Genomic DNA, 21,423 nt, shown 5'->3' with positions numbered 1-21,423 from the left:
AGGCCGCGTGAGACAGAAAGCGGAACTTTGGCCCCATATAGACAGAAATGAGGACACAAGGTCTTCAAGGTCGGAGATGCGACCGTTGCCCGAACAGCGGCATCCACCTAGCGCGCGAAGGCTCCCGTTGGACGGCCAGCCTCAACCAACCTCAGCTACCAGCCGATAGGCAAGTTTCCGCAGCTCAACAAGGCCTTCCTCGAAGACGCCCTGGCCCTGACTCACTCCAAGAAGAGAAGTCTCTGCCGCTCCGGTTTGGAAGACAGCATGGTTTTTGTCGGTCCTTGCAGCTAACGTCAGGCCCATGACGGGAGTCTCTCCGGACCCACAGAAGCGGCGTAGGTTCAACAGCAGGGAGCGAGTGGCCCTGTTTCTGGCTGCCGATGGACAGTGCGCAGCATGCGGTCGCCAGCTCCAGCCAGGATGGCACAGCGACCACGTTGAGGCATGGTCTCACGGAGGCGTCACGGATGTGGTCAATGGACAGGCTCTCTGCCCCCAATGCAACCTGAAGAAGGGATCAGGCTCCATGGCTGATGCTTTTGACTTGCGTGATTGGCAGCAAGAAGCCAGGGAGCGCTACCACAGCCGCAATGGCGGTACTGAACAAAATTTCCTGGTTGTAGCTACGCCTGGTGCCGGAAAAACAACGTTCGCACTAACCATCGCCGAAGACCTAATTTCTCAAGGCACAATCGAACAGATCGTGGTTGTCGCACCAACGGCCCATCTTCGGATTCAGTGGTCACAGGCCTCCAGCAAAAGAGGAATACAACTCGATCATCGTTTTGTGAATGCAAACGGTGTAATCGGGAAAGATTTCGATGGTGTTGCCGTCACCTACCAGGCAGTTGCCTCAGAGCCTATGCTTTGGAGGAAACTGTGCTCAATGAAGCGCACCCTGGTCGTTTTCGATGAGATCCATCATGCCGGCGAGGGAGATGGACAAAAATGGGGACCAGCGCTCAAGCAAGCTTTTGAAGTAGCCAGGCGACGCCTCCTTCTTTCAGGAACCCCCTTCCGCACAGATGGATCTGCAATCCCTTTCGTGGAATACGAAGAAGGGCGCGCAGTTCCGGGGTATAACTATGATTACGGCATGGCCCTCACCGATGGAGGTGTGGTTCGGCCTGCTGTATTCCCAGCCATGGATGGCGAATCACAATGGCGCCGCTCTGGTGAGATCGCAGTGACCTCCTTAGCTCTTGCCGATACTGATGAAAAGACAGTTCCTCCAGCTCTCAAAGCCGCACTTGATCCCAATGGTCAGTGGATTCCCTCTGTTCTCCGCGAGGCGGACGCTGCGCTGACGCAAGCACGGATCGATACCCCAGATGCAGGCGGACTCATAGTTGCATTCGATCAGAGTGCTGCTCGCTCATATGCGCAAATTCTTCAGAATATAACAGGAGAAGAGCCTGCCGTCGCAGTCTCTGACGAGCCCGAAGCATCCCGAATCATCAAGGGTTTCGCAGATAGCGAAAGACGCTGGATCGTTGCCGTGCAGATGGTAGCTGAGGGAGTGGACATCCCCAGATTGGCCGTGGGAGTCTACGCTTCTCGAATTCGCACACAGATGTTCTTTATCCAGGTTGCGGGACGCTTCGTACGTTTGCGCGGGGAGGATGACGAGACCACGGCACGTCTTTTCATTCCGTCCATTCAGCCACTGCTGTCTTACGCCCAGGATATCGAGAAGACAGTGGATGCGGTCCTCGCCAGCGAGGAGAAGCGTGTACGCGAAATCCAAGAAAATGGTGACGGTGAGACTGAAGAGCCGCTATCTCTATTCCCGACTTTTGAGACAGTCGGTTCTTCTCAAGCGGTACATCACACAACCATCGCAAGCGGCGAATCCATCACCCCAGAAGAGATGAATTATGCCCAGAGCGTGATGAACAGAGCAGGATCAGCTCCCCGAGGAACTACTCCTGAATATGTCGCCCTAATCCTCAGAGCCGTCGGAGCCACCACTACCGTCCCTTCACAAAATCCTGTTGTTGAAACAGAGAAGACTCCGCTGGCGGATCAGAAGCATGATGTTAGGCGCCTACTTCGACGTAAGGTCGGCCGCTACGCCGTAGTGGCAAACAAGCCTCACGAGCACATCCACGCAGAGCTCAACAGACACTTCCGCGACACTGCTAAGACTGCCACCTTGGAAAATCTATTGCAGCGCGTCGCTCTTATCGATCGATGGCTGGAGGAGCAAAAATGAGCAACCCTGATGGCAACGCAGTCTTGATCAACTCTCTCAGCTCATCACTTCGGTCTACACTCAATGGGCTTGACACCGCACCTAACCTTATTCGTAGGGTTTTGAAAGAGGGCTCGTGGCAGAGTTTCACGACACCCCGTGGCGAACAGATCAAACATACGACATTCGAATCATTTATTACAACGGCCCCGACGGCTGGCCTTGGAAAGAGCCTCAGTGAAATCGTTCGCGTTATCGGGGATGACAAAGAAATTCTAGCTTTGCTCGCCGAAGAGCTTGGTACTACCACTGAATCCCTACTGAAAACCGGTAGACCTACTGGGCCAAACAGTCCGATCGAGCTGGATGCACGGGATTTTGGCTCTTACGCCCGTTCAGGTGGTTGGATATTCGGCCTCATGGTCGCACGCAGCGTTAAGCCAGGGAGTGGAAACGGTCACCAAAGTGATCTATCCAAGAATATTCCTGCAACCGACCTAAAGGTGTCCGCTAACCGATTTGCTCTACTATCAGGGACTACCGCAGCTCGGGTCATGCGTTTTTACCGCGCTTGGGAAAGGGCAGCAGAGGCTGGCCTTGTTCCTGAAGCCGCTTCTCTGAACCCGGGACAAGAAGTTGATCTTCCTGCCTCAGAAGAATGGGCTGAATACTTCACAAAGTACGAACAGTCCACCGGAAGGCGTGAGGGTATCGCCCAACAAGCGGAAGCAGCTGGAACTAGCTATACAGAAGCTATGAAGGTTGCCAAGAACCCTGCTGCCATGCGCACCGCTATCCTTGGCGACTCTAAAACTGCAGAAGCAGCGCATCGAGCACTCATGGACCGCATGGAAGATGACACCGATCTCCAGGCAACACTCGCTCACGCAATCGCCAAAACCCCTGAGCTACGTAATGCTGTCTCCGCAGAAAGCAAGAAAGCAGAGCGAATCGACTACATACGCAGGGTAGCGATTGAAGGTACAGTAAAGACACCCGCAGGAGAGACGCTAGAAATACCTCCGGCCCTCAGGTCTACAGCACAAGAGCATCTCTCCAGCTTTGAGACGAAAGAGGAGTATATTCCTGCGGAATCTACTATAGAAGCTTACGAGGCTGTAAAAAAGCTTGTCAGCGAATCAATCGAAGCTGACCCAGACCTTTCCCTAAGAGAGCGTCGAGCAAAATTGTACGGGCGCCTCCAGAGGGCTGCCAAGGTATTCGAGGATTTCAATCCCGATGACTTGTCCTCTTTGAACGAGCCAGACATCGTAGAGGTACTTCACAAACTTCATCAGGCCATCTCGGCCTGCCTTGAGAGCGCAAGCAGAGGTGCATCCCATACCCCCCTTCATGTTGTTAACGATATGTAAGTTAAAATTCAGAAAATCGCTACGTTGATGATCTATTATTAACACATGCAGCCACATCTGGAGCTGCTGCATTTTATTTTTTCCCGTACTCAGATTTCGAAAATACGGGACATATAAGATCCCCACCACGCCCAACACAAGGAAACCCTTTGTTTTCCGCGTGTTGACCTAGGTTTCCGGAAAGCTCCTGAGCCGATAATTAGAAGCGCTCAGGACAGCACGCCACCCTAACGTGAACAGCGTAGCCTTAACGCAGGTGATCAAGGTCCCGCACCTACCTTGACACGGTAGAAGTCACCGCAGGTGGTGGATCGAGACGTCCCTGCTGTCCCCACTGCTTGATCAACCGTCCCCAGCGCTCCTTCCGACCGAAGTGATCCGCGATCTGCCCACCGGTCGGCAACGAACCATCTGGTTGTCGATTCTCCAGCGCCCATTCCCAGGCGTCCCGCTGCAGCTTGGGAGGGAGCCGCCCCTCCTTCTCCTCGTCTGGCTCAACCGGCGCGGCCTCGGCACTCTTTTCTGCCCTGACGACGTGCAGATGCCGCCCTTCTTGCTGCTCTACCGAAGAAGTCTCCACCTCCTTGACCACGCCTTCTGCCTCATCTTCAGCGGGCGTACGCTCTGCGTCAGCACTGCGTACGCTCCGCGCCACCGTGCGAAACTCCCTCATCAGCAGCTCATAGGCGCCGATCAGCGCGAACGAGGGCCAGGCGTGGATGATCCGCGACCACACCGTGGGGTCGGCCACCGCGACGTTGGCCGCCAGCGAGGCACCGGAACCGATGATCAGCAGGGTCCAGGGCAGCAGCCCGCCCTTGCGGCCGTTGCGGGCGTCGCTGAGCAGCGTCATGGAGGAGGCGACGATCATGCCGTCGACCGAGAGCGGGAACAGGGCCGCGCGCCACTCGGGTTCACCGTGGCGCAGGGCGAGTTCGTACATGTGCGAGTAGGACACCACGGCCGCGATCACGGCCAGCATCAGCACGGCGGCGATGGTCGTCCAGCGGGACCAGCGGGAAGAATCCATTCCAGCTCACCGCACGTCCAGGGGCAGGTCGGCGCTCAGAACCAGAGGGCTCGAACCGTGTGGGGGAATGGTTCGAGTCCCCCCTCCGTCTCGAACTCCCACCCCCACCAACTGAGGACTCGGCCTCCTCCTACTGCACCCCTACGGCCAACGGCAACCGGCGGTAACGCATCATTGCCTGTTCCGACACCATGGTGCATTCGGCGGCAAGGACAGCTCTTCGTGCTCAGCAGCACATGGAGCCAGGCCAGCGAGGAGGCATGTTCGTCTGGGGAACTGCTCAGTACTTGGGTGTGGGAGTTCCAGGGTATGCCGTGGCCCCTTACCCGGGGCCCATCAAGCATCCATGAGCAAGCTTCCCGCCTTACTGTTCCTCGGGCTGCTCCCAACGAGATCAGGGTGAGCGCCCTGGTGTTGCCCCTGCTGCTTGACCAACCGGCCCCAGCGTTCCTTGCGACCGAAGCGTGCCGCGATCTCCTTTCCGCTAGGGAGCTCGCCCGTCTCTCGCTGCCGGTCCAGAGCCCATCGCCATGCCCGGGCCTGGAACGGTGACAGGGTCGGCTTCGCCATCGCCCCGGTGTCCCTGCCATGCACGACTTGGAAGTCCGTGGCCTTTGACGCGTCCGAAGTGGTGGGGTCCTGAGTTTCTCGGGTCTTCGCCCCGGAGGTCGGCTCTGGGGCTTGTTCATCGGCTGTGTGAGCCCTGCGTACGCTCCGCGCGGTCGCACGGAACTCGCGCATGAGTAGCTCATAAGCACCGATCAGCGCGAAGCTCGGCCAGGCGTGAATGATCCTGGACCACATCGTGGGGTCGGCCACCGCGACGTTGGCCGCCAAGGACGCGGCCGACCCGATGATCAACAGCGCCCAGGGCAGCAGCCCGCCCTTACGGCCGTGACGGGCATCGCTGAGCAGCGTCATGGACGCACCGACGATCATGCCGTCCACGGAGAGGGGGAACAAGGCAGCTCGCCACTCGGGTTCGCCGTGGTGCAGGGCGAGTTCGTACATGTGCGAGTAAGACACCACGGCCGCGATCACGGCCAGCATCAGCACGGCGGCGATGGTGGTCCACTTGGACCATCGAGAGGACTTCATTCCCGGCCACCACCCTCCCGGAACGGAAGCGGCCGGAGAGCTTCCCGAGCAGAGGCCTCACCCCTCGCGGGTCGTGTTCGGCCCTTGCCTGGTCTCAGTTCTGGTCTCAGTTCGCCCTCGATCGCGGGGGTACGGGGAAGTACGCCACCGCAGGTCAGGACCGTGGTGAACGCCCGCGAACCGCACTCGCCCGCTCTCCTAAAGCGGGTGTCGCAGGTTCGAATCCTGCCGGGGCCGCCCTGCTGACCTGGGGTTTCTCCTGCGGGAGGAACCCCAGGCCTATTTCCTGGCCCCAGTTCTGGCCCTGATCCCCGGGCCACCGCGGCGATCCGGACCCCGACACCCGGACCCTCCCGCGATGCCCGCCGGGCCTCCTCCGCGTCCCGGGGCCGCGGGCGACGCCGGTCCGGGTGCCTGACCCGCGTGCGCAGCGCGACGGGTCCGGACCGGTTCCGCCCTCTCCCACCGTGTCGCCATGACAACGCGCGGAAGTCGTCCGATCATGGACCCCGAGCACACGGGGCGCAGGGGCACCCGGGACGGAGACGGGGGAGGTTGGATGACGCGCGCGGAGGGCTCCCGCGACGAGCGGTCCGAGCCGTGCGAGGGGTCCGGGCAGGAGGACGGGGCACCCGTCCGGCAGAGGGGAGGGTCGCCGTCCGCGATCGCCGGAGCGCTCCACCGTACGCCGCACCCCGGCCCCCAGCACTGGGGCGGGCCCCGGCCGCGCAAGGTGGAGCCGGACCCGTTCTTCCCCAACCGTCTGGGCCCGCCGCCGCCCCGGCGCCACCGGGCCTGAACCGGTCGCGCGGCCGTCGGATCCGGGGACCGGCCGCGCGCTCAGAGGAACGGCCGCCAGGGCGCCAGCACGGACTCGCCGAACTTGGCGGCGAGCGGTCGACCGCTCCACTCCTCCCAGGTCAGCTCCCGGCAGTTGGCGAGGTCGTTGACGAAGACCTCCTCCAGGTGCTTGGCCACGCCCTCGTCGAAGATCTCGATGTTGACCTCGTAGTTGCCAGTCAGGCTGAGCCGGTCCACGTTGGCGGTGCCGATCGTGGACCAGCGCCCGTCCACGGTCGCCGTCTTGGCGTGCACCATGGCGTTCTGGTACAGCCACAGCCGCACCCCGCCGCGCAGCAGCACCGAGTACTGGCTGCGGGAGATCCAGTCGGCGATGACGTGGTTGGACTCCTCCGGCACGAGGATGTTGACCTCCACCCCCCGCTCCACGGCGTCCGCCAGCGCCTTCTGGAACTCGCGGTCGGGCATGAAGTAGGCCTGGGTGAACAGCACCCGCTCCTTGGCCCGGTCGATGGCCTCCAGGAACATGGCCCGGATGGGGTAGATCAGCTGCTCGGGCACGTTGCGGTGCACCCGGAAGTGGGCGTCCCAGTCGGGGGCGCCCAGGCCGGTCAGCTCGGGCTGGCGCGAGGAGCGGTTCATGTTCCAGAAGTCGCTGAAGGCGTTCTCCAGCTCCCACACCCCCGGACCGGTCACCCGCAGGTGGGTGTCACGCCAGTCGGTGGCGTACAGCGACCCCACGTTGTACCCGCCGACGAACCCCACCTCGCCGTCGACGGTGAGGATCTTGCGGTGGTCGCGGCCGGACTTGCGGATGTTCAGCAGCAGCACGCCGGGCCGGAACGCCGGGTAGCGCAGCACGTGGACGTTGGACGGGAAGCGGAAGAAGGACCGGGGCACCACGAGGTTGGCGAAGCCGTCGTAGATGACGTACACCTCGACGCCCCGGTCGGCGGCCGCGATCAGGGCCTTCTTGAACCGCTGGCCCACCCGGTCGTTCTTGACGATGTAGGACTCGAAGAGTACGCGGCGGCGGGCCCCGCTGATCGCGAAGAGCATGTCCTCGAAGACGTCCTCGCCGTAGGTGTACACGGTGGCGGTGGTTCCCGAGTCGCCCACCGGCAGCTCCACCGGCGCCGTACGGGGGAAGACCGCCCGGCGCGGGCGAACCTTCCGGCGCCAGTGGTTGATGCCCATGAGCGTGGCCGCGACCGCGACCTGGGTGCTCACCAGCCCCACGAGACCCCACTTGATCATCGACATGAGGGTGGAGCGTCGCACAGTCGCCTCCCGAGCAGGACGTCCGCGGTGCCGGAGGCCCCGTCCACGTCAGGCCGCGGCACAGGGTGGACATCAACCGTATCCCGGTACCCGTACGGAACGTCGGCACACCTGCCTGTGTCACCGCCCGCGGCACGGGCCCCTCAGCGCCGGCGCAGCACCAGCAGTTCCGTGGTGGGGCTCTCCCGGAGGCCCCGGACCAGGCGGCGCTCCAGCGGGTAGAGGGCGGCGCCCGCCAGCCAGCCGGTCGGCGCGGTCAGGGTGGCCGCCCGCAGCAGGCCGCCCCAGGCCTTGCGCCAGGGCGCGGGCGCGTCCACCTGGGCGTTCATCAGCACGAGCATGGGGACGCGGCGGACGAGGTCGAACCCGGCCCGGTCGGCGGTGCGCGCGATCCGCTCCAGGGTCCGGTTGACCTGGTGCTCACCGCGCTGCTCCGGGCGCTGGAGGCAGTTCTCGGAGACCACCAGGGACCCGCCGGGGCGCAGCACCCGGGCGAACTCCCCGAAGGCGCGCTCGTACCGCGCGTCGTCGGTGATGTGGAACAGGACGTCCACGCAGGAGACCGCGTCGAAGGAGTCGGTGTCGAAGGCGTCGAGGTCGGCGGCGTCCTGGCGGACGAACCGGTGGTCGGGGAACCTGCCGCGCAGGCGCCGCACGGCCGCGTCGGTCATGTCGCAGCCGGTGATGTCGCCGACGCCCGTGCGCGCCCACAGGCCGACGTAGAAGCCGGTGCCGCTGCCCACGTCCAGGACGCTGGCCCGGCCCGGCTCCAGCCGGGAGACCTCGCGCAGGAACACCTCCTCGCGCACGCGGTACATCCACGTGTTGAAGGGGCGGCCCAGGGCCCGGTAGCCGACCCCGCTCTCGGTCCAGTCACCGTCGAGCCGGCGCTCCCAGAAGTCTCGGAGTTCGCTGTGCGTAGCCATGGCACCACTGTCACACCACCTGCGGGCAAAGTCCCGTCGAAGCGCCGTCGAGGCGCCGAAGGACGCGGAAGGGCCGGAGGCCGGGGCCTCCGGCCCCCGCTCAGGCGCCCCGGTGGGCGGTCACCCGTTCGAGGAACCCCAGCGCGGTCCGGTCGTGGTGGTCGATCGTGAAGCCCGCCTCCACGGCCACGCTCCGGGGCAGGCGCCGGGGCCGCTCCTTGCGCGCCTCCCGCCGGGAGAGGGGCCAGCGGGTGTACTCGACGTGGTCCACCAGCAGCAGGAGCCCGCCGGGGCGGAGCACCCGGTGCATCTCGGACAGGGCCCGGTACTGGTCGGGGATGGTGCACAGGGCCAGCGCGCACAGGACGGTGTCGAACTCCCCGTCGCCGAAGGGCAGGTCCTGGGCGTCGCCCTCTCGCAGGTCGACCTCCCGGCCCAGCCCGGCGGCGCGCGCCCGGGCCCGCGCCAGCATGCCGGGGCTCAGGTCCACCCCGACCACCTCCACGTCCTCCGGGTAGTGGGGCAGGTCCTGTCCGGTGCCCACGGCGACCTCCAGGACACGCCCGCGGGCCTGCCGGCACAGCCGGGCCCGGGTGCCTCCCAGGAGCAGCCGCTGGACCCGCTCCCCCCGGTCGTAGCGCCGCGACATCTGGTCCCACTGGCCGCGCACGCGTTCGGTCTCCTCGTCCATGGCGTTGCTCCTCGCTCCGTTCCTTGACCGGAGCTCCAGTCTGGAAGTTAATGTCCACATGAGGTCAAGCGAGGCGGAACTGTCCATCGGGGAACTGGCCGAGACCTTCGGCCTGGCCCCGCACGTCCTGCGGCACTGGGAGTCGGTCGGGGTGCTGGAGCCGTCCCGGCGCTCGGGGGGCCAGCGCCGGTACACACCGGACCACCGCCTGCGGGTGGCGCTGGTGCTCCGCGCGCAGGCGGCCGGGTTCAGCCTGGCCCAGATCCGCGAGCTCATCGACGCCCCGGACTGCGAGGCCCAGCGCGGCCGGGTGGCCGAGCACCTGGCCCGGCTGGACGAGCGCATGGAACAGCTGCGCACCGCCCGCGAGATGGTCGCGCACGTCATGGCCTGCGAGGCCGACCACCTCCTGGAGTGCCCGAAGATGCGGGCGATCCTGGAGGAGGGCGTGGCCGCCCCGGGCTCGGCCGAGCCCGGGGGCCGCGTCCCCCTCGCCCTGGGCGCGCCCGGCCGGACCGGGTGAAAGCGCTTCAGTTCGCCACCGTCGGCAGACATAATGCGCACTATGGTCTTTCCCCTGGTTATCGCGACCGACCTCGACGGAACTCTCCTGGGAGCCGACGGCCTGCTCTCCGAACGCAACCGGCGGGCGCTGACCGCCGCGGCGGAGGCGGGCGTCAGGGTGGTGGTCGCCACCGCCCGCCCGCCCCGGACCACCCAACACATCGCCGAACAGCTCCCCTGCGCCGCCGTGGTCTGCGGCAACGGGGCCCTCGCCCACGCCCCCGACGCCGACCCGCTGGTGCGGGACATCGACCTGGAGACCAGCGCCATCGTGGTCGAGAGGCTGCGCACCGCCCTGTCCGGCCTCGGCTTCGGAGTCGAGACCGGGACCGACTTCTTCCACGACGCCGACTACCTCCTGGAACCGTGGGTGCCGAGTGAGTGGGTGCGCGAGGTCCTGGAGACCACCGAGGCGCTGCTCGCCCGGGCCACCCCGATCACCAAACTGCTCGTACGCGCCCAGGACACCCCGGTGGACCGCCTGCACGAGGCCGCGGTGGAGGCGGTCGGGCCGCTGGCGGAGGTCACGTACTCGGGCCGGTCCAGCCTGCTGGAGCTCAGCGCGCCGGGGGTCAACAAGGGCAGCACGCTCGCCATGGTCTGCGACCGGTGGGGCGTGCGCGCCGAGGAGGTCGTGGCCTTCGGCGACATGCCCAACGACCTGTCCGCTTTGACCTGGGCCGGTGCGGGGTACGCCATGGCCAGCGGGCACCCGGACCTGCTCGACCCGTCGCTGGGGCTGCGGGTGGCCCCGGCCAGCAACGACGACGGGGTGGCCCGGGTGGTCGAGCGCCTGCTCGCCGAGGGCTGACCGAGCGCTGGTCCGGGGCGGAAAACCGCTGGAAGCTAACGTGCGACCCCCCTAGGGTCCTGGGAGCGCGCGAACACACCGGACCACGAGGAGGACACCGTGCCCCATCCCGCCCAGATCGTCTCGGCCCTGGCCGACCCGGACCGGCTCGCGCTCTACGCCCGCGTGGTCGCGGCGGGCCCCGGGGGGCTGCCCCGCGAGCGGGCCGGATCCGGCGAGGGCGGTGGCGCCGGGGCCCGCAAGAGCCTGGCCCGGCTGGTGCGGGCGGGGCTGGTGCGCGAGGAGGGCGACCGCGTGGTGAGTGTGCCGGAGGTGTACGCCGCGGCGCTGGAGGAGCACAGGCCCGCGGTGCGGGATCCGGCCGACGCGCTGTTCCGCGACGGCCGGCTGAGCAGCCTGCCGGTCAGGCAGGAGCTGCGGGAGCGGGTGTTCGCCCGGATCACCGAGCGCTTCTTCGCCCCCGGCATGAAGTACACGGAGAAGCAGGTCAACGCGGCTCTGCGCTCGTGTTACGACGACCCGTCCTCGATGCGCCGCCACCTGGTGGACGAGGGCTACCTGACCCGCGACGCCGAGGGGAGCGAGTACCGGGTGGCCGAACGCGGTTAGCGGTCAGTCCGCCGCCGCGCCGTCCACCTGTTCGTGGTAGGTGCGCCGGGTGCGCTCGGTGTGCTCGCTCATGAGCCTCAGCGCCTCCTCCGGGCTCCGGGCCTCGATGGCGTCGACGAGCTGCTGGTGCTCGTCCCAGGAGGCGGAGCCCCGGATGCGGGCGACGGGGGCGTAGTACCAGCGGACCCGGCGGTCGACCTGTGCGGCCAGTTCGGCGAGCACCCGGTTGCCCGAGGCCTCGGTGACCGCGCGGTGGAAGTCGGCGTTGGCCTGGACCACGGACTCGGTGTCGCCCCGCTCCGCCGCGACGCGCCCCGCGGCGACGCGGTCGCGCAGCAGGGCGATCTGCTCCTCCGAGGCGTTGTCGGCGGCCAGGCGGGCCGACTCGGTCTCCAGCAGCGCGCGGACCGCCAGCAGCTGGTCGGCCTCACTCTCGGTGGGCGTGTGCACGAAGGCCCCGTAGCCGGGCCGCAGGTCCACCCAGCCCTCGTTGCTGAGCCGCTGCATGGCCTCGCGCACCGGCTGGCGCGAGACGCCCAGCTGCTGGGCGAGCTCGGTCTCGACCAGGTGCTGTCCGGGAGAGAGGGCCCGGGTGGTGATGAGGTCGAGGATGGCCTCGTACACGGCTTCGCGCAGCGGTACCGGACGCTGGATACGCCCTGCGACGGTACTCAGCCCCTGTGCGGACATAGGGAGTCTCCAGGATCCAGGGAAGGTGCTCTTTGTAGACAGTGTACAAACTCCGACGGCGGTGCACGCCGCCGCGGCCCGGTCGGAGACCCGCCGCGCCGACGAGGGAAGAAGCGAAGAAGTTTCCGAAGCGCCGGGGTCGGGCGTTCCTTCTCCCTTCAGCCGAGTGTGGGGAGGCGACGACTAAAGAATACTGTATACAGTATGGAAAGAGAAGGGAGCCTCTCCATGAGAATCGCCGTTCTGGGCGCCGGCGCGATCGGCGCCTACGCGGGCGCCGCACTGCACCGCGGCGGGGCCGACGTCCACCTCATCGCCCGCGGCGAGCACCTGCGGGCCATGCGCGAGCACGGCGTCAGGGTGCTCAGCCCCCGCGGCGACTTCACCGCGCACCCCCACGCCACGGACGATCCGGCCGAGGTGGGTCCCGTGGACGCCGTCCTGCTCGGCCTCAAGGCCCAGCACTACGCCGGGTGCGGCCCGCTGCTGCGCCCCCTGCTGGGCCCCGACACGGCGGTCGTGGCCGCCCAGAACGGCATCCCGTGGTGGTACTTCCACGGGGTGGACGGCCCGCTGGCGGGCAGGCGGATCGAGAGCGTGGACCCGGGCGGCGCGGTGAGCCGCACGATCCCGGTGGAGCGCGCGGTGGGGTGCGTGGTCTACGCGGCCACCGAGATCGCCGCGCCGGGGGTGGTCCGCCACATCGAGGGCACCCGCTTCTCCATCGGCGAACCCGACCGCTCGGACTCCGCGCGCTGCCGCGCCCTGTCGGCGGCGATGGAGGCCGGAGGGCTCAAGTGCCCGGTCGAGGCGGACCTGCGCGAGGACATCTGGGTCAAGCTGATGGGCAACATCGTCTTCAACCCGCTCAGCGCGCTGACCCGCTCCACGATGGCGCAGATCTGCCGCGACCGCTCCGCCCGGGACCTGGCCCGCACCATGATGGACGAGACCCTGGCGGTGGCGGCCGCGCTGGGGGTGCGCCCGAGCGTCTCGGTCGACCGGCGCCTGGCGGGCGCCGAGCGCGCCGGGGACCACCGCACCTCCACCCTGCACGACCTGGAGCGGGGCCGTCCCATGGAACTGGACGTCATCCTGTCCGCGGTGGTGGAGCTGGCCGACCTGACCGGGGTCGCGGTCCCGGCCCTGCGCACGGTGGACGCCGTGGCGGGGCTGCTGAACCAGCGGGTGTCCGAGCCGGTCGCCGTCTCCTGAGCCCTCCTCCCGTCATCCCCGGCCCTCCCCGCCCTTGACCACCGCCCCCGTCGCCGAAAATACTGTATGCAGTATCCTCCTCCGGATGCGCGGCACGAACCCTCCTCCGACGACCACCACGAAGGCCACGACGACCATGCGAGGCCACATGCGATCCGACGACTCCTCCACCCTCTACGACCGCCTGACCCAGCCGCTCGTGCGCGAGCACGGAGAGCTGCGCCCGGCCACCTGGCCGGAGGCCCTGGACCGCGCCGCGGCCGGGTTCCGGCAGGGCGTGGAGCGCCACGGGCCGAACTCCTTCGGCATGCTCTCCTGCGCCCGGGCCACCAACGAGATGAACTTCATGGCGCAGAAGTTCACCCGCGCCGTGATCGGCACCAACAACGTCGACTCGTGCAACCGCACCTGCCACGCGCCGAGCGTCGCGGGGCTGGCGGCCGCCTTCGGCTCCGGCGGCGGCACCTCCTCCTACGCGGAGATCGAGGACACCGACCTCATCGTGATCTGGGGCGGCAACCCGCGCTTCGCCCACCCGATCTTCTTCCAGCACGTGCTCAAGGGGGTCCGCCGGGGCGCCCGGCTCTTCGTGGTGGACCCCCGGCGCACCTCGACCGCCGAGTGGGCCGACCGCTGGCTCGGGCTCAACGTGGGCACCGACATCCCGCTGGCGCACGCCGTAGGACGGGAGATCCTGCACGCGGGCCTGGCCAACGAGACCTTCGTCGAGCGCGCCACCACCGGGCTGGAGGAGTACCGCGCGCTGGTCGAGCCGTGGACGCTCACGGCGGCCGAGGCGGAGACCGGCGTTCCGGCGGAGGCCATCCGCGAACTCGCGCACTCCTACGCCCGCGCGGAGCGCGCCCAGCTCTGCTGGACCCTGGGCATCACCGAGCACCACAACGCCACCGACAACGTGCGCGCGCTGATCAACCTGGCGCTGCTGACCGGCCACGTGGGGCGGCACGGCTCCGGACTCAACCCGCTGCGCGGACAGAACAACGTGCAGGGCGGCGGGGACATGGGCGCCATCCCGGACCGGCTGGCCGGTTTCCAGGACCTCCTGGACCCGGGGGTGCGCGCCAGGTTCGAGGAGGCGTGGGGGCGGCCGATCCAGGGCTCCAGGGGCAGGAACCTGACCCAGATGTTCGAGGCCATGGAGACCGGCGAGATCCGGACGCTGTACGTGATCGGAGAGAACCCGGTCCAGTCCGAGCCCGAGACGCACAAGACCACGAGCCGGCTGCGCGCCCTGGACCACCTGGTGGTGCAGGACATCTTCCTCACCCGCACCGCCGAACTCGCCGACGTCGTACTCCCGGCGAGCGCCTCCTGGTGCGAGTCGGACGGCACCTTCACCAACAGCGAGCGCCGGGTCCAGCTGGTCCGCAAGGCCCTGGATCCGCCCGAGGGCGCCCGGGACGACATCGAGATCATGTGCGAACTGGCGACCCGCCTGGGCCACGACTGGGAGCGGCCCTCCGCGGAGCGGATCTGGGACGAGGTGCGCTCGCTGTCCCCCATGCACCGGGGCATGAGCTACGCCCGCCTGGCCGAGCACAGCGGAATCCAGTGGCCCTGCTACTCGGAGGACACCCTGGAGCCGAGCTACCTGCACGCGCGGCTGTGGTCCACCGACCCGGGGGAGCGCGGTGAGCCCGCGCCCTTCGGCATCGTCGGCCACTCGCCGCCGGTGGACCTGCTGGACGAGGACTTCCCGTTCCGGCTGACCACCGGGCGCCGCCTGGACGACTACAACACCGGCGTGCAGACCAGCGGCTTCTCCTCGCCGCTGCGCCGGGGCGAACTGCTGGACCTGTCCCCGGAGGACGCGGTCAAGCTGGGGGTGCGGGACGGGGAGACCGTGCGGGTGACCTCGCGCCGGGGCTCGGTCCTGGTGCCGGTCTCGGTCACCGACGCGATGCGGCCCGGGCTGGTGTTCATGACCTTCCACTTCCCCGACCAGGTGGACACGCAGCTGCTGACCATCGACGCGACCGACCCGATCGCCGGGACGGCCGAGTACAAGGCCGCCGCGGTTCGGATCGAGCGGGTGGAGCACGCGGAGGAGGCGCGCGCGACCGCCGCGGCCTCCTGAGCCGGGAGGGCCGCGGCGGGCCGTCTCCCCAGCCCCTGTGGAGACGGCCCGCCGCGGGTCCGCCACGGACCCGGACCTGTGCGGGATCGCCCGCGGGGGTTGTCAACCGGACAACCACATCCTACTGTCTTCTGTATACAGAATCCTGTGATCTGGCTTACATGTGATTGGGGTGAGCGGGCGTGGACCTGCGCTTCCTGGACGAGGCTCCCACCGCCGTGGAACGCGACGCCGTCGACGCCGTCCTGGGTCCGCCCGAGTCCGGGTGGGACGGCGGCATCCGCCAGGACGCCGACCTGCGCTACGCCCGGGGCGGACACGCCTCGCGGGAGCGGCGCGACCTGCTCCTGCCCGCGCTGCACGCCGTCAACGACCGGGTGGGCTGGATCAGCCGGGGCGCGCTCGACTACGTCTGCCGCAGGCTGACCGTCCCTCCCGCCGAGGCCTACGCCGTCGCCTCCTTCTACGCGATGTTCGCGCTGCACGAGCGGCCCCGCCGGGTGGTGCACCTGTGCACGGACATCGCCTGCGCGGCCGCGGGCTCGGGCGCGCTGCGCGACCGCCTGGCCGCGCGGCTCGGCCCGCCCGGCGGCGGGCACGGCCCCTCCCGGGGCGCTGAGGCACCGGACGCGGCCGTCACCTGGCACGAGAGCCCCTGCCTGGGCCTGTGCGAGCGCGCGCCCGCCGCGCTCGCGCTCCAGGCCGGCGACCCGGCGCGGTACGCGGTGGCCGCGCCCGCCGTCGCCGAGGACGTCGACGCGCTCACCGGGGGCGGCCCCGGGACGGCCCCGGGACCCGCCGGGAGCGGCAACGGCCACCACCCGGGCCCGCGCACCACCTACGCCTCCGCGCCCCTGCCGGGCAACCGGCCCGAGCCGGCCCCCGCCTCCGCCGTGCCCGACGCGGGCTCCCCCGACCACGTCCTGCTGCGCAGGATCGGCCGGGTCGACCCGCTCAGCCTGGACGACTACCGGGCGGCGGGGGGCTACGCCGCCCTGCGGGAGGCCCTGCGGATCGGCCCCGCCGGGGTCCTGCGCGAGGTGAACGAGTCCGGGCTGGTCGGCCGCGGCGGCGCGGCCTTCCCCACCGGACGCAAGTGGAGCGCCACCGCCCAGCAGCCCGACACCCCGCACTACCTGGTGTGCAACGCCGACGAGAGCGAGCCGGGCACCTTCAAGGACCGGGTGCTGATGGAGGGGGACCCCTTCTCCCTCGTCGAGGCCATGACCATCGCCGGGTTCGCGATCGGGGCCCGGACCGGCTACCTCTACATCCGGGGCGAGTACCCGCGCGCGCTGCGGCACCTGGAGAACGCCCTGGCCCTGGCCCGCGAGCGCGGGCTCCTGGGGACCGGCATCATGGGCTCGGGCCTGGACTTCGACATCGAGATCCGGCGCGGCGCGGGCGCCTACATCTGCGGCGAGGAGACCGCCATCTTCGGCTCCATCGAGGGCCAGCGCGGCGAGCCGCGCACCAAGCCGCCCTTCCCCGTGGAGAAGGGCCTGTTCGGCAAGCCGACCGTGGTGAACAACGTGGAGACCCTGGTCAACGTGCTGCCGATCCTGCTGATGGGCGGTCCGGCGTACGCGTCGGTGGGCACCCGGGACTCGACCGGACCCAAGCTGTTCTGCCTCTCCGGCGGCGTGCGCAGGCCCGGTCTGTACGAGCTGCCCTTCGGGGCCACCCTGCGGGACCTGGTGGAGGCGGCCGGGGGCGTGCCCGGGGGCCGGTCGATCCGCGCGGTGCTCCTCGGCGGGGCCGCCGGGACGTTCGTGCGCGGCGACGAACTGGACATCCCCCTCACCTTCGAGGGGGCCAGGGCCGCGGGCGCCTCCCTCGGGTCGGGTGTGGTCCTGGTCCTGGACGACACCGCCGACCTGCTCGCCACGCTGGTACGCGTGGCCGCCTTCTTCCGGGACGAGTCCTGCGGCCAGTGCGTGCCGTGCCGCGTCGGCACGGTGCGCCAGGAGGAGGCGCTGCTGCGGCTGCGCTCGGGCGCCTCCTCCCCCGACCGCGAACTCCCCCTGCTGCGCGAGGTCGGCCGGGCCATGCGCGACGCCTCGATCTGCGGCCTGGGCCAGACCGCCTGGAACGCCGTGGAGTCGGCGATCGACCGGCTCGGCCTGTTCGCCGAGCCGCCCTCCGCGCCGGGGGGACCCCGCGCGACCGTCGAAGACACCCACCAGACCGCCGCGCCGGAGAGCGGGGCGGCGACCGAGGAGGCCTCATGACCGAGCCCGTGCTCCTGGCCCCGCCCAGGCGGCTGATCGACGCGACCATCGACGGAGAGCCGGTCCGCGTGCCGGAGGGCACCACCGTCCTGGAGGCCTGCGCCGGGGCGGGGACCGAGATCCCCACGCTCTGCTACGGCGACACGCTCACGCCGCGCAACGCCTGCCGGGTGTGCGTGGTGGAGGTGGAGGGCGCGCGCACGCTCGCCCCCGCCTGCTCGCGCAAGCTGGAGCCGGGCATGAGCGTGGCCACCGACTCCGAGCGGGTACGGCACAGCCGCAGGATGGTGCTCGAACTCCTCGGCTCCTCGGTGGACCTGTCGACCACGCCCGGGGTCGCGGAGTGGAACGAGCGCTACGGGGCGGATCCGGACCGGTTCGGCCCCCGCGCCGAACCCGCCGCCCTGGGCGTGCGCGACGCCCGCCGGGCGGGGGAGCACGAGCCCGGCGACGGCACCGAGGCCGAGACCGTCGAGCAGCCCGCCAAGGTGGACAACGACCTCTACGTGCGCGACTACTCCAAGTGCATCATGTGCTACAAGTGCGTCGACGCCTGCGGCGACCAGTGGCAGAACACCTTCGCCATCGGGGTGGCGGGCCGCGGCTTCGACGCGCGGATCTCCACCGAGCACGACGTGTCCCTGCCCGACTCCGCCTGCGTGTACTGCGGGAACTGCGTGGAGGTCTGCCCGACGGGGGCGCTGTCGTTCGCCACGGAGTTCGAGATGCGCCGGGAGGGTACGTGGGACGAGGGAAGGCAGACCGAGACGACCACGGTGTGCACCTACTGCGGGGTGGGCTGCAACCTGACCCTGCACGTCCAGGACAACCGGATCGTGAAGGTCACGTCCCCGCACGACAACCCGGTGACCCACGGCAACCTGTGCATCAAGGGCCGGTTCGGCTTCCAGCACGTGCAGCGGCGCGGGGAGGGCGAGCGGAGATGAGGGGCCCTCGGTGAGGGGCGGCGCGGAGGACGGGCTCGGCGGACCGGATTCGCTGATCCTCCCCCCTCGACGCGGAGCGGGCGGAGGAGTAGACCAGAGGAAGCGGACAAGCGGAAGGCGGTCAGGGGATGGGGAGGGTCACGGCCCGGGAGAAGGTCCTGCGGATCAGGGAGGGCACCGCGAGCGAGCGCGTGGACACGCTGGTGGTGGAGGAGCCCCTGGAGATCCGGCTCGACGGGGCCGCGCTCACCGTCACCATGCGCACGCCCGGCAACGACTTCGACCTCGCCGCGGGGTTCCTGGTCGGCGAGGGCGTGGTGGGCCGGGAGCGGGACGTGGTGGCGATCCGCTACTGCGCGGGGGCCACGGAGGACGGTTCCAACACCTACAACGTGCTCGACGTGTCGCTGGCCCCGGGCGTCCCCCGCCCGGACACGTCCCTGGAGCGCAACTTCTACACCTCCTCCTCCTGCGGACTGTGCGGCAAGGCCAGCCTGGACGCGGTCCGCACCCAGGCCCGCTGGCCGGTGGACGGGGACGGCCCGCGCGTGGGCGCGGACGTGCTGGCCGTGCTGCCCGACCGGCTGCGCGAGGCCCAGCGGGTGTTCGACCGCACCGGCGGCCTGCACGCCGCCGGACTGTTCACCCCCGGGGGCGAGCTGCTCGCCCTGCGCGAGGACGTGGGCAGGCACAACGCCGTGGACAAGCTGATCGGTTGGGCGCTGCGCTCGGACCGGCTGCCGCTGCGGGAGACCGTGCTGATGGTGTCGGGACGCGCCTCCTTCGAACTGGTGCAGAAGGCGTGGATGGCGGGCGTTCCGATGATGGCGGCGGTCTCCGCGCCCTCCTCGCTCGCCGTCGACCTCGCCGCGGAGGCGGGGATGACGCTCGTCGGATTCCTGCGCGGCACCTCCATGAACGTCTACGCCGGAAGGCACCGAGTACTCCCGGAGAAGGCGTTGATCGCGCCTTCGGCGGCCCCGGGGGCGCTCAGCCCTCCGAACCGGTAGACGCGGGCCCGGTCGGCGCGTACCAGCCCCCCGCGTCGACCGGGCCCGATACCGGACCCCGGGGCCTCCGCCGTGGCGGAGGCCCCGTTCCCTTCGTCCGGGGCCGCCCCGGAGGAGTTCGCGCGCCTCCCCGCCCCGGCGGGGAGGCGGTACCGCGGACCTCAGCGGCCCTCGGGGTGCAGCGTGTAGCGGGGGAAGTTGCCGGGCAGCCGTTCCCCGGCGGGGCCGCGGGTGACCGCGTGGACCAGGAGTTCGCCGCCGACGAAGGCCCCGCGCCAGGAGTCGCCCCAGCCGCCGAACAGCTCGTCGCGGTCACCGCGTGAGCGCGGCCGGTTGACGCCGACCTTGAACGCCCGCACGCCCGTGGCGAGGCGGGCGGCGGTGTCGGTGTCGTCGCAGGACAGCGTGGCCACCAGTGCGCCGTTGCTGGCGTTCATGGCCGCCAGCAGCTCGGCCTCGGTGTCCACCAGGACGATCGTGTCGACCGGGCCGAAGGGCTCGGCGTGGAACAGCGGTGAGGAGCGCGGCGGCTCCAGCAGGGCCACCGGTGCCGCGTAGGCGTCGGTGTTCTGGCCGGGGAGCAGCCGGGCCTCGGCGAGGGAGCCCCGGTACAGCGGCACCGCGCCGCCCGCGACGGCCTCGTCCACGCGGTCGGTGAGCTCCTTGGCCTTGGCCGCGTTGATCAGCGGACCGAAGTCGAGTTCGGGCAGGTCGTCGCCGGGTGCGTCGACGACCAGCGGGTGCCCGAAGCGCACCTGGGCCACGGCGGCCAGGTAGGCGCCCAGGAAGGCGTCGAAGCGGGACCGCTGCACCACGAACCGCGGGTAGGCCGTGCAGCGCTGTTTGGCGTAGTCGAAGGTCCTGCGGATCTGTCCGGTCAGGGTGTCCCAGTCGTCGAACTCCCACACCCCCCAGCAGTTGAGGCCCTCCTGCTCCAGGACGTGGGGTCGGTTGAGGTCGGCGAGGTCGGCCGCGACCCGGCCGCCGGTGTCGCGTCCGCCGACGAAGGACACGCAGCCGATCTCCGGGCCGCGGACCAGCGCCGGGGACAGGTCCCGGCCGCCGCCGCTGACGAGGGTGAACGGCAGTCCCTCGCGGACCGCCAGGGCCACGGCGAGGGTGAGGCACACCAGCCCGCCGTCGGTGGGGGTCTTGGCGACCACCCCGTTGCCCGCCAGGGCCTGCACGCACATCGCGTGCGCGAGGACGCTCATCGGGTAGTTCCAGCTCGCGATGTTGCTGACCGGGCCGTCGAGGGCGACCCGCCCGTCCAGCATCCGGTCGATCTCGTCGAGGTACCACCGCACGCCGGAGACGGCCCGGTCGACGTCCTGGCAGGCCAGCCGCCAGGGCTTGCCGATCTCCCAGACCAGGGCCAGGGCCAGGGTGTCGCGGTGCTCGGCCCAGGCGTCGACCGCGGCGCGGACCCGGGTCCGGCGCTCCTCCAACGGGACACGGCTCCACTCGCGGTGCCCGGCCGCGGCCACGGCCACGGCGCGGGCCGCCGTGGGGCCGTCGAGCATGGGCGGGCCCGCGATCTCCGAGCCGTCCACGGGCGAGTGCGCGAGGCGGGGCCGGCCGTCGGCGCGCCACCGGCCGCCCCAGTGGTTGTGGACCCGGTCGGCGCCGAAGGCCTCGGGGGCGGTCTCACGGCAGCGGGTGTAGAGGGTGGACCACTCGGTTCCGGGCTTGATCATCACTCCGCCTCCAGGAGGTCGCGGACGAGCTGGGCGGTTTCGCTGGGGGTCTTGCCGACCTTGACGCCGACGGCCTCCAGAGCCTCCTTCTTCGCGGCGGCCGTGCCCGAGGAACCCGACACGATCGCGCCCGCGTGCCCCATCGTCTTGCCCT

At 69.2% G+C, this 21,423-nt stretch carries 18 protein-coding genes, 1 tRNA gene and 1 pseudogene; 12 read left to right on the top strand and 8 right to left on the bottom strand.

Features of this window, described 5'->3' with window-relative positions; all coding sequences use genetic code 11:
• Positions 1–361 precede the first annotated feature (361 nt).
• Positions 362–2,218, top strand: a complete 1,857-nt coding sequence (locus FYW95_RS25770) for a DEAD/DEAH box helicase family protein (RefSeq protein WP_160050928.1) — start codon at positions 362–364, stop codon at positions 2,216–2,218.
• Complete coding sequence (locus FYW95_RS25765; protein ID WP_160050927.1) at positions 2,215–3,570, top strand: hypothetical protein; 1,356 nt, start codon at positions 2,215–2,217, stop codon at positions 3,568–3,570. The genes FYW95_RS25770 and FYW95_RS25765 overlap by 4 nt, the downstream gene beginning before the upstream one ends.
• A gap of 274 nt (positions 3,571–3,844) precedes the next feature.
• On the opposite strand, the gene FYW95_RS25760 is transcribed toward FYW95_RS25765, so the two are convergent.
• Positions 3,845–4,600, bottom strand: a complete 756-nt coding sequence (locus FYW95_RS25760; protein WP_160050926.1) for a DUF2637 domain-containing protein — start codon at positions 4,598–4,600, stop codon at positions 3,845–3,847.
• A 336-nt stretch (positions 4,601–4,936) separates the two neighbouring features.
• On the bottom strand, positions 4,937–5,650 hold the full coding sequence (locus FYW95_RS25755; RefSeq protein ID WP_236572316.1) for a DUF2637 domain-containing protein: 714 nt from the start codon (positions 5,648–5,650) through the stop codon (positions 4,937–4,939).
• A 205-nt stretch (positions 5,651–5,855) separates the two neighbouring features.
• On the opposite strand from FYW95_RS25755, the gene FYW95_RS25750 reads away from it, so the two are divergent.
• A tRNA-Arg gene (locus FYW95_RS25750) sits at positions 5,856–5,935 on the top strand.
• Positions 5,936–6,257: 322 nt separating this feature from the next.
• Positions 6,258–6,497 carry a calcium-binding protein gene (locus FYW95_RS25745; RefSeq protein WP_160050924.1) on the top strand — a complete coding sequence of 80 codons (240 nt, stop codon included), beginning with the start codon at positions 6,258–6,260 and terminating at the stop codon, positions 6,495–6,497.
• A 41-nt stretch (positions 6,498–6,538) separates the two neighbouring features.
• Here the strand turns inward: FYW95_RS25745 and FYW95_RS25740 are convergent, their stop codons facing one another.
• From FYW95_RS25740 to FYW95_RS25730, 3 genes are all read right to left on the bottom strand, one after another.
• Positions 6,539–7,780 carry a phospholipase D-like domain-containing protein gene (locus tag FYW95_RS25740; RefSeq protein ID WP_160050923.1) on the bottom strand — a complete coding sequence of 414 codons (1,242 nt, stop codon included), beginning with the start codon at positions 7,778–7,780 and terminating at the stop codon, positions 6,539–6,541.
• A 143-nt stretch (positions 7,781–7,923) separates the two neighbouring features.
• Positions 7,924–8,706 carry a class I SAM-dependent methyltransferase gene (locus FYW95_RS25735; protein WP_159944030.1) on the bottom strand — a complete coding sequence of 261 codons (783 nt, stop codon included), beginning with the start codon at positions 8,704–8,706 and terminating at the stop codon, positions 7,924–7,926.
• 100 nt (positions 8,707–8,806) lie between these two features.
• Positions 8,807–9,397, bottom strand: a complete 591-nt coding sequence (locus tag FYW95_RS25730) for a class I SAM-dependent methyltransferase (protein WP_159944031.1) — start codon at positions 9,395–9,397, stop codon at positions 8,807–8,809.
• A gap of 58 nt (positions 9,398–9,455) precedes the next feature.
• Here FYW95_RS25730 and FYW95_RS25725 point away from each other — a divergent pair, with 58 nt between their 5' ends.
• From FYW95_RS25725 to FYW95_RS25715, 3 genes are all read left to right on the top strand, one after another.
• A complete protein-coding gene (locus FYW95_RS25725) occupies positions 9,456–9,920 on the top strand; it encodes a MerR family transcriptional regulator (RefSeq protein ID WP_159944032.1) in 465 nt (154 codons plus the stop codon).
• Positions 9,921–9,953: 33 nt separating this feature from the next.
• The gene (locus tag FYW95_RS25720) at positions 9,954–10,772 is read left to right on the top strand and encodes an HAD-IIB family hydrolase (RefSeq protein ID WP_159944033.1); all 819 of its coding nucleotides are present in this window, start codon (positions 9,954–9,956) and stop codon (positions 10,770–10,772) included.
• Between the two features lie 99 nt (positions 10,773–10,871).
• The gene (locus FYW95_RS25715; protein ID WP_159944034.1) at positions 10,872–11,381 is read left to right on the top strand and encodes a DUF2087 domain-containing protein; all 510 of its coding nucleotides are present in this window, start codon (positions 10,872–10,874) and stop codon (positions 11,379–11,381) included.
• Between the two features lie 3 nt (positions 11,382–11,384).
• Here FYW95_RS25715 and FYW95_RS25710 read toward each other — a convergent pair whose 3' ends face one another.
• Complete coding sequence (locus FYW95_RS25710) at positions 11,385–12,071, bottom strand: GntR family transcriptional regulator (protein ID WP_201295042.1); 687 nt, start codon at positions 12,069–12,071, stop codon at positions 11,385–11,387.
• Between the two features lie 228 nt (positions 12,072–12,299).
• Between FYW95_RS25710 and FYW95_RS25705 the strand changes: the two genes are divergently transcribed.
• From FYW95_RS25705 to fdhD, 5 genes are all read left to right on the top strand, one after another.
• Complete coding sequence (locus FYW95_RS25705; protein ID WP_159944035.1) at positions 12,300–13,286, top strand: 2-dehydropantoate 2-reductase; 987 nt, start codon at positions 12,300–12,302, stop codon at positions 13,284–13,286.
• A 148-nt stretch (positions 13,287–13,434) separates the two neighbouring features.
• The gene (locus tag FYW95_RS25700; RefSeq protein WP_159944050.1) at positions 13,435–15,384 is read left to right on the top strand and encodes a molybdopterin oxidoreductase family protein; all 1,950 of its coding nucleotides are present in this window, start codon (positions 13,435–13,437) and stop codon (positions 15,382–15,384) included.
• Between the two features lie 182 nt (positions 15,385–15,566).
• Entirely contained in the window at positions 15,567–17,615 is a 2,049-nt protein-coding gene (locus tag FYW95_RS25695) for an NAD(P)H-dependent oxidoreductase subunit E (protein WP_159944036.1), read from the top strand.
• The gene (locus FYW95_RS25690; RefSeq protein WP_159944037.1) at positions 17,612–18,562 is read left to right on the top strand and encodes a 2Fe-2S iron-sulfur cluster-binding protein; all 951 of its coding nucleotides are present in this window, start codon (positions 17,612–17,614) and stop codon (positions 18,560–18,562) included. Before FYW95_RS25695 ends, FYW95_RS25690 begins: the two co-directional genes overlap by 4 nt.
• A gap of 128 nt (positions 18,563–18,690) precedes the next feature.
• Positions 18,691–19,572 (top strand): formate dehydrogenase accessory sulfurtransferase FdhD, encoded by an 882-nt coding sequence (gene fdhD, locus FYW95_RS25685; RefSeq protein ID WP_159944038.1) that lies wholly within the window; start codon positions 18,691–18,693, stop codon positions 19,570–19,572.
• Between the two features lie 161 nt (positions 19,573–19,733).
• On the opposite strand, the gene FYW95_RS25680 is transcribed toward fdhD, so the two are convergent.
• Positions 19,734–21,269, bottom strand: a complete 1,536-nt coding sequence (locus FYW95_RS25680; RefSeq protein ID WP_159944039.1) for an aldehyde dehydrogenase family protein — start codon at positions 21,267–21,269, stop codon at positions 19,734–19,736.
• Positions 21,269–21,423 (bottom strand): annotated as a pseudogene (locus tag FYW95_RS25675) (succinate--CoA ligase subunit alpha); the annotation flags it as partial. The gene FYW95_RS25680 and the pseudogene FYW95_RS25675, both read right to left, overlap by 1 nt.

The sequence above is a fragment of the Nocardiopsis sp. FR4 genome (genome assembly GCF_009830945.1).
Taxonomy (GTDB): Bacteria; Actinomycetota; Actinomycetes; order Streptosporangiales; family Streptosporangiaceae; genus Nocardiopsis.
The sequence above is the reverse complement of the archived record's forward strand: the minus strand, read 5'-3'. Positions and strand labels throughout refer to the sequence as shown.

Excerpts from the sequence above, each read along its gene's own strand:
- FYW95_RS25765 (WP_160050927.1), top strand. The coding sequence starts at position 2,215 with ATGAGCAACCCTGATGGCAACGCAGTCTTGATCAACTCTCTCAGCTCA.
- FYW95_RS25760 (WP_160050926.1), bottom strand. The coding sequence starts at position 4,600 with ATGGATTCTTCCCGCTGGTCCCGCTGGACGACCATCGCCGCCGTGCTG.
- FYW95_RS25755 (WP_236572316.1), bottom strand. The coding sequence starts at position 5,650 with ATGCTGGCCGTGATCGCGGCCGTGGTGTCTTACTCGCACATGTACGAA.
- FYW95_RS25745 (WP_160050924.1), top strand. The coding sequence starts at position 6,258 with ATGACGCGCGCGGAGGGCTCCCGCGACGAGCGGTCCGAGCCGTGCGAG.
- FYW95_RS25735 (WP_159944030.1), bottom strand. The coding sequence starts at position 8,706 with ATGGCTACGCACAGCGAACTCCGAGACTTCTGGGAGCGCCGGCTCGAC.
- FYW95_RS25730 (WP_159944031.1), bottom strand. The coding sequence starts at position 9,397 with ATGGACGAGGAGACCGAACGCGTGCGCGGCCAGTGGGACCAGATGTCG.
- FYW95_RS25725 (WP_159944032.1), top strand. The coding sequence starts at position 9,456 with ATGAGGTCAAGCGAGGCGGAACTGTCCATCGGGGAACTGGCCGAGACC.
- FYW95_RS25720 (WP_159944033.1), top strand. The coding sequence starts at position 9,954 with ATGCGCACTATGGTCTTTCCCCTGGTTATCGCGACCGACCTCGACGGA.
- FYW95_RS25710 (WP_201295042.1), bottom strand. The coding sequence starts at position 12,071 with ATGTCCGCACAGGGGCTGAGTACCGTCGCAGGGCGTATCCAGCGTCCG.
- FYW95_RS25705 (WP_159944035.1), top strand. The coding sequence starts at position 12,300 with ATGAGAATCGCCGTTCTGGGCGCCGGCGCGATCGGCGCCTACGCGGGC.
- FYW95_RS25700 (WP_159944050.1), top strand. The coding sequence starts at position 13,435 with ATGCGATCCGACGACTCCTCCACCCTCTACGACCGCCTGACCCAGCCG.
- FYW95_RS25690 (WP_159944037.1), top strand. The coding sequence starts at position 17,612 with ATGACCGAGCCCGTGCTCCTGGCCCCGCCCAGGCGGCTGATCGACGCG.
- fdhD (WP_159944038.1), top strand. The coding sequence starts at position 18,691 with ATGGGGAGGGTCACGGCCCGGGAGAAGGTCCTGCGGATCAGGGAGGGC.
- FYW95_RS25680 (WP_159944039.1), bottom strand. The coding sequence starts at position 21,269 with ATGATCAAGCCCGGAACCGAGTGGTCCACCCTCTACACCCGCTGCCGT.